This window comes from Paraburkholderia sp. 31.1 (assembly GCF_014397645.1).
GTDB lineage: Bacteria > Pseudomonadota > Gammaproteobacteria > Burkholderiales > Burkholderiaceae > Paraburkholderia > Paraburkholderia tuberum.
Genome location: NZ_VZQN01000023.1, coordinates 123,510 through 130,631, shown reverse-complemented (window position 1 = coordinate 130,631; position 7,122 = coordinate 123,510). Strand labels below are relative to the sequence as shown.

Below are 7,122 nucleotides of genomic sequence, written 5' to 3'. Positions count from 1 at the left end.
GGGTTCTTGTCGAAGGGGCGGGTAGGTTTGAGCGTGCGATATGCCCAAAACCTAGCAGTAGCAGGGCTTCAGGCGGTGGGTAGGTTATTGGCCGGGAGTCTTCGGCGCGCCGCCTGCCGGTTGCCAGTTTGCAACTTTGGCGACTTCCTCGATGCCGGTCTCATTCGGGTTGCCATCCTCGTTGGTGAGGCCAAACTCCGCAGCATGCTCGCGCAGCCACTTCTTGATGGCGTCCTTCACGCTCTTGCCGCTGCTCTGCGTGACAGCCAGCCAGGCAGTCACGGCAGCAGCAAGCCGTGGCGCGTACCGTGCGTCTTTGGGATTCAGGTAGTCTGGCGCATCCGTCGCCTCGGGGAAGAAGAAGCCCGCTCTCACGCCGCGCGACGCGAGCCACTTGCGAACGTCTTCGACAGTGACGGTCGTCAACGACCAGTCCGGAGCAACGCGATAGATGATCCCGCGAGCCTTCGCCGAATATGGCTCGACTTCCCACGCTTCTGCCGCATCGTCGGCCCGTATGGTGACATCCTTTGCGAAACGTTCACCGTCCTCTGGCTCTTCGTCCCATCCCCGTTCCCAGGCTGAACGGCGTATCGTCGCGTTCAGTTGCTTCGCGATGACAGCATTCGCAAGTGCGGTTTGCGCCGTATGTACCCATGTGATGCCGTCACTGTCGGTCAGGTTGGTTTCGCGGTTCCTGAAGAACTGCCGGGTCCCATCAACTGAGTTCGGGTCAAACCCGGCGATCAACGCCGCAGCATCCTCGACGCTGAGCGGATCGACCAGACTCCAAAGCGGATGAATCTCCTTATGCGAAAACGGGTCGTTCACATTGCCTCCCGAAGATTCGCCGTAGCGCTCGCAACGTTGCATCAGGCGAAACCTGGGTGCACTAGGCATCGCCGGATTCTAGCGGACTGCGACGGCAATCGGACAGAAACGCGAAGCCTCGCAGAATAGGGGAAGTGCGTGAGTTTGTGCCTGGCGATGGGCCAAATGATGGACCGAAAAAACAAAAACCCCGTAAGTCATTGAACTTACGGGGTTTCGTTTCGATAAATGGTGGAGGCGGCGGGAATCGAACCCGCGTCCAGAAGTCCTCTACGACCAGTTCTACATGTTTAGTTCTGTCTTTTGATTTAACCGCAGCGACGCGGACGAACACGCTGCGCTACGGCGATTCACTAAATTTTCGACCCGGACGTCGTGACGCCGCCAAGGCTTAACTGACGTATATGACCTCTGTCGGTATTGCTACCGGTCTTGCGACACTAGCCCGTCAGTGAACTAGGCAGAGGACGGCGGCCCTTAGGCTGCCAGTGCGAACGTATCGTCGTTTGCAGTTACGTTTTTCCCATTGATTAACGAGGTGACGGGTCCTCGACATGCCCTAGCCGCTTCGCAACCCCTGTCGAAACCAGGTCGCCCCCGCGGTTCGTTGCTCACATATGTGAGCCAAAGGAGATTTTACAATAGATCGAGGGCCGCGTCGTGCGTCTTTGGTGGCCGCTGAATGGTGCAACATGGTTAACAAGAGTGCGGGACGGGACCTTCAGCCGATCTGTCTGACTTTGTCAGCCGATGTCGCGCAGCAGGGTTTGCAACTCGGCCGTCGATTCTACGACGTGTTGCGCGTGCCACCGTGTCGGCGGAATGTCGTTGCCGCAATAGCCGTACGCCGCGGCGACGGTCTTCATGCCGGCGGCAAAACCGGCCTGCACGTCGCGCAGATCGTCGCCGATATAGACGACGCGCTCCGGCGCGATGTCCAGCTCACGCGCCGCGTGCAGCAACGGCGCGGGGTGCGGCTTCGAATGCGGGGTCGTGTCGCCGCTCACCACGCAGCCGGCGCGCTCCTCGAGCCCGAGTTGCGCGACGAGCGGCTCGGTAAGCCGCGCGACCTTGTTCGTGACGATGCCCCAGCGCACGCCGCGCGCGTCGAGTTCGTCGAGCACTTCCGCGATACCCGGAAAGAGCGTCGTCTCGATGCACAGATCTGCTTCATAGTTCGCGAGAAACTCCTCGCGCATCGATGCGAATTCGTGATGATCCGGCCCGATGCCGAACGCCCCGCAGATCAGTCCGCGCGCTCCGGCTGATGCCAGCGGGCGCAGCTTCTCGAGCGGCACCATCTTGAGCCCCCGGTCGTGGCGCATCTTGTTGACGGCGGCCGCGAGGTCGGGCGCCGTGTCGGCAAGCGTGCCGTCGAGGTCGAAAAGCACGGCGAGGCAAAAGCCGAGCGTGTCGTCGTTGTCTTCGCGTTGCGGCAGGGGAGTCGGGTCGCTCATTGTTCGTTTTGGATACGGCGGATCGGGGCGGTTCGGGCAATTCAGGCGTCGCGGCGACAGGCGAGCATATAGTTGACGCTCGTGTCGGACGACAGCGCGAAAAGCTTGCTGAGCGGGTTGTACACGATGCCCTTGATGTCCGCCGTGCGCAGCTCGGCGGCGCGCACGAAGCCGGCGAGCTCCGACGGGCGGATGAAGCGCGCGTAGTCGTGCGTGCCCATCGGCAGCATTCGCGCGATGTATTCGGCGCCGATCACCGCGAACAGATACGACTTGACATTGCGGTTCAGCGTGGAGAAAAACACCCAGCCGCCCGGCTTCACGAGATTCTTGCAGGCCTCGACGATCGCGGCCGGCCTGGGCACGTGCTCGAGCATTTCCATGCAGGTGACCACGTCATAAGTGCCCGGTTCGCGTGCGGCCAGCGCCTCAGCCGCGATTTCTTCGTAATCGACGGTTACACCGCTTTCAAGACTGTGAAGATCGGCGACACCGAGTGCCTGCGTCGACAGATCGATGCCCTTCACATGAGCGCCCAAACCTGCCATCGATTCCGACAGGATGCCGCCGCCGCAGCCGATATCGAGCACATTTTTGCCGGCGAGATGGGCGTGGGTGTCGATCCAGCTTAGACGAATCGGATTCAGTTCGTGCAGCGGCTTGAATTCGGCGTTCGGGTCCCACCAACGATGCGCGAGGTCGCTGAATTTCTGTAGTTCGTGAGGATCGGCGTTGGTCATGGTGAAGGCTGCCTCGATGAAAGCGGTGAGCGGACGCTCGAGGATAAACCCTGAGTATATAGGGCGAGAGAAAGAGCGGCAAAAGCGCGTCGGGTAGCGGGCGCTGATGCAAGCTGCGAACCGCTGGTAGCTGAGCGGGACCCTCCTGCGTCGCGCATCACGCCAGGCCGCGGTACCCGCGCATAAAAAAAAAGCCCCGCCGAAGCGGGGCTTTCGATACTGCGGTAATTTTCCAGCTTACTGCTTCGGCGTACCGACAACTTCGACTTCCACGCGGCGGTCCGGTGCGAGGCAGGCGATGAGTTGCTTGCGGTTCTTCTGGTTGCAACCGGTGGTAACCGGGTTGCGCGGACCCTTGCCTTCCGTGTAGATACGGTTGGCTTCGACGCCCTTGCTGACCAGGAAGGCCTTCACAGCTTGAGCACGACGCAGCGACAGACGGTCGTTGTAGGCGACGGAACCGATACGGTCGGTGTGGCCCGTAGCGACGACGACTTCGAGGTTGATGCCCTGGATCTTCGATGCCAGTTCGCTCAGACGTTCCTTGCCGGCCGGCTTCAGGATTGCCTTGTCGAAGTCGAACAGCGCATCAGCTTGATACGTAATCTTTTCGCTGGAGATAGCCGGAGGCGGAGGGACCGGTGCCGGCGGGGTCGGAGCCTGAGCAACCAGAGCGCCGTCGCACTTGGCGTTAGCCGTTGCGGGCGTCCAGAATGCATCGCGCCAGCAAAGCTCGTTCGTGCCGTTCATCCACACGTATTCGCCAGTACCATTCACCCAGTTGTCGTTGGTAGCTTGTCGCGACGCCGGCACCGACTGCGCCATGGCGGATGCAGCCATAACTGCGGTAGCTGCAATGAACGCGAGCTTTGAAAGTTTATTCATATTTCTCCTCTCGAAATTGAGATTACCGCAGGTTTACTGCGAGCCTGTTGACGAAGACCAGTCATACATTGCTCGAAGTATAACATTGGTGCGGAACAAAAACCGTTTGTGTAGACTTCGAGCAGTGTCTGACTCTTTGTGCGTTGGCATTTTGCCATATCGTTCCCTTCCGACGAAAAAAAAATCCGCCCCCGATCAAATCCCCCTCCAATTGTGGTGCATGCGCAACAAATGTTTTCGTCTGAGCGGTCCGCCGGCTCTGGCTGAGCGGCGGATTGGTCCCACGCAGGAATCGAGCCTGACGAGACTGAAATTGTGCGATCGGCGAGGTGTTGGCGGGTGCCCCTCTAATATGTATACGTACCTTCGTCGGGCGTGGATTCGTGGCATGTTAGAATCGCGTGATGCGTTGCGCCTGCAATGCTTACGCGAAGAAGCGGCGAAACCCCGCCTTCGCACGTAAAAGATACGGATAATGGATCAATTCGCCAAAGAGACTCTGCCAATCTCCCTTGAGGAGGAAATGCGCCGTTCGTATCTCGATTACGCGATGAGCGTGATCGTAGGGCGAGCGCTTCCCGATGTCCGCGATGGCCTGAAGCCGGTGCACCGGCGCGTGCTGTTCGCGATGCATGAGCTGAACAACGACTGGAACCGCGCCTACAAGAAGTCGGCGCGTATCGTCGGCGACGTCATCGGTAAATACCATCCGCACGGCGACACCGCTGTCTACGACACGATCGTACGGATGGCGCAGGACTTCTCGCTGCGCTACATGCTCGTCGACGGCCAGGGGAACTTCGGTTCCGTCGACGGCGACAATGCCGCGGCGATGCGTTACACCGAAATCCGCATGGCGAAGATCGGCCACGAACTGCTGGCCGACATCGACAAGGAAACGGTCGACTTCGCGCCGAACTACGACGGCAGCGAGAACGAGCCGGCCATCCTGCCCGCGCGCATCCCTAATCTGCTGATCAATGGCTCGTCCGGCATCGCGGTCGGCATGGCGACCAATATCCCGCCGCACAACCTCAATGAAGTCGTCGACGCGTGTCAGCATCTGCTGAAGAACCCGGAAGCGACGATCGACGAGCTGATCGAGATCGTCCCCGCGCCCGACTTCCCGACCGCCGGCATCATCTACGGCGTGGCCGGCGTGCGCGACGGCTATCGCACCGGCCGCGGCCGCGTCGTGATGCGCGCGCTGACGCACTTCGAGGAAATCGACCGTGGCCAGCGCATGGCGATCATTGTCGACGAGCTGCCCTATCAGGTGAACAAGCGCTCGCTGCTCGAGCGCATCGCCGAGCTCGTCAACGAGAAGAAGCTCGAAGGCATTTCCGACATCCGCGACGAATCCGACAAGAGCGGGATGCGCGTCGTGATCGAGCTGAAGCGCGGCGAAGTGCCCGAGGTCGTGCTGAACAATCTGTACAAGGCGACCCAGCTTCAGGACACGTTCGGTATGAACATGGTCGCGCTCGTCGACGGCCAGCCGAAGCTCCTGAATCTGAAGGAAATGCTGACGTGCTTCCTGTCGCATCGCCGGGAAGTGCTGACGCGGCGCACCGTCTACGAACTGCGCAAGGCGCGCGAACGTGGTCACGTGCTCGAAGGTCTCGCGGTTGCGCTCGCGAACATCGACGAATTCATCGCGCTCATCAAGGCCGCGCCGACACCGCCGATCGCCAAGCAGGAGCTGATGTCGCGCGCGTGGGATTCGTCGCTCGTGCGCGAAATGCTGTCACGCGCCGAGTCGGAAAACGCGTCGGCGGGCGGTCGCGAAGCTTATCGTCCGGAGGGACTGAACCCGTCGTTCGGCATGCAGACCGACGGCCTTTACCGTCTGTCCGATACGCAGGCGCAGGAAATCCTGCAGATGCGCCTGCAGCGACTGACCGGTCTCGAGCAAGACAAGATCATCGGCGAATACCGCGACGTGATGGCGCAGATCGCTGACCTGCTGGACATTCTGGCTCGCCCGGAACGCATTTCGGCGATCATCGTCGACGAACTCACGTCCATCAAGGCCGAATTCGGCGATGCGCGTCGCTCGAAGATCGAGTTGAACGCGACCGAGCTGAACACCGAAGACCTGATCACGCCGCAGGAAATGGTCGTGACGATGTCGCACGCGGGCTACGTGAAATCGCAACCGTTGTCCGAATATCGAGCCCAGAAGCGCGGTGGTCGTGGCAAGCAGGCCACTTCCATGAAGGAAGACGATTGGATCGACACGCTGTTCATTGCCAATACGCACGACCACATCCTGTGCTTCTCGAACCGCGGCCGTGTGTACTGGGTCAAGGTCTACGAAGTGCCGCAGGGTTCGCGCAATTCGCGCGGCCGGCCGATCGTCAATATGTTCCCGCTGCAAGAAGGCGAAAAGATCACGGTCGTGCTGCCGGTCAAGGAGTTCTCGGCCGACAAGTTCGTGTTCATGGCGACCGCGTTGGGAACGGTAAAAAAGACGCCGCTGGAAGCATTTAGCCGGCCGCTGCGCAAGGGTATTATTGCGGTCGGTCTCGATGAGGGCGATTACCTGATCGGCGCCGCGATCACCGACGGCCAGCACGACGTGATGCTGTTCTCGGATTCGGGCAAGGCAGTGCGCTTCGACGAAAACGACGTGCGTCCGATGGGCCGCGAGGCGCGCGGCGTGCGCGGCATGCAACTCGAGGACGGCCAGAACGTGATCGCGTTGCTGGTGGCCGACGACGAGCAGCAGTCGGTGCTCACCGCAACCGAGAACGGCTACGGCAAGCGCACCCCAATCACCGAGTACACGCGTCACGGCCGCGGCACGAAGGGCATGATCGCAATCCAGACGTCGGAGCGTAACGGCAAGGTCGTTGCCGCGACGCTGGTGGACCCGGAAGCGCAGATCATGCTGATTACCACGACGGGCGTGCTGATTCGCACGCGCGTGTCGGAAATTCGCGAAATGGGACGCGCAACGCAAGGTGTTACACTCATCAGCCTTGACGAAGGGACCAAGCTGTCCGGTCTGCAACAGGTAGCGGAGGCCGAGGGCGAGTCGGAAAGCGATTCCGACGGCTCCGCTGAAGGTGATAACGGCGGTGAGGGCGGCGGCGCGGCTTGATCCGTGCCAGCGGCTTTCAGTCTCAGTTAATACGTTGAAGCTACGCTGCGGGTCACCGCGTATCGGGCCGGTACGCTTTCCCGTGTGGCGTGCAGTTCAAGTT

5 protein-coding genes and 1 other RNA gene are annotated in these 7,122 nt (G+C 60.7%); 1 reads left to right on the top strand and 5 read right to left on the bottom strand.

Annotated features, from left to right (window positions below; all coding sequences use genetic code 11):
* Positions 1–84: 84 nt before the first annotated feature.
* The 5 genes from F6X37_RS19420 to ompA form a co-directional block, all read right to left on the bottom strand.
* Positions 85–831, bottom strand: a complete 747-nt coding sequence (locus F6X37_RS19420) for a hypothetical protein (RefSeq protein ID WP_187612431.1) — start codon at positions 829–831, stop codon at positions 85–87.
* Between the two features lie 229 nt (positions 832–1,060).
* Positions 1,061–1,430: a transfer-messenger RNA gene (ssrA, locus tag F6X37_RS19415) on the bottom strand.
* 144 nt (positions 1,431–1,574) lie between these two features.
* Positions 1,575–2,288 carry a phosphoglycolate phosphatase gene (gene gph, locus F6X37_RS19410; RefSeq protein ID WP_090801335.1) on the bottom strand — a complete coding sequence of 238 codons (714 nt, stop codon included), beginning with the start codon at positions 2,286–2,288 and terminating at the stop codon, positions 1,575–1,577.
* Positions 2,289–2,329: 41 nt separating this feature from the next.
* The gene (ubiG, locus tag F6X37_RS19405; RefSeq protein ID WP_187612430.1) at positions 2,330–3,028 is read right to left on the bottom strand and encodes a bifunctional 2-polyprenyl-6-hydroxyphenol methylase/3-demethylubiquinol 3-O-methyltransferase UbiG; all 699 of its coding nucleotides are present in this window, start codon (positions 3,026–3,028) and stop codon (positions 2,330–2,332) included.
* 237 nt (positions 3,029–3,265) lie between these two features.
* Entirely contained in the window at positions 3,266–3,913 is a 648-nt protein-coding gene (ompA, locus tag F6X37_RS19400) for an outer membrane protein OmpA (RefSeq protein ID WP_090801331.1), read from the bottom strand.
* Positions 3,914–4,388: 475 nt separating this feature from the next.
* Here ompA and gyrA point away from each other — a divergent pair, with 475 nt between their 5' ends.
* Positions 4,389–7,019, top strand: coding sequence for a DNA gyrase subunit A (gene gyrA / locus F6X37_RS19395; protein WP_187612429.1), 2,631 nt, complete (start codon positions 4,389–4,391; stop codon positions 7,017–7,019).
* Positions 7,020–7,122: the final 103 nt, after the last annotated feature.

What these genes read in the sequence shown, in the direction of transcription:
- gph (WP_090801335.1), bottom strand. Translation starts at nt 2,288, where the DNA reads ATGAGCGACCCGACTCCCCTGCCGCAACGCGAAGACAACGACGACACG.
- ubiG (WP_187612430.1), bottom strand. Translation starts at nt 3,028, where the DNA reads ATGACCAACGCCGATCCTCACGAACTACAGAAATTCAGCGACCTCGCG.
- ompA (WP_090801331.1), bottom strand. Translation starts at nt 3,913, where the DNA reads ATGAATAAACTTTCAAAGCTCGCGTTCATTGCAGCTACCGCAGTTATG.
- gyrA (WP_187612429.1), top strand. Translation starts at nt 4,389, where the DNA reads ATGGATCAATTCGCCAAAGAGACTCTGCCAATCTCCCTTGAGGAGGAA.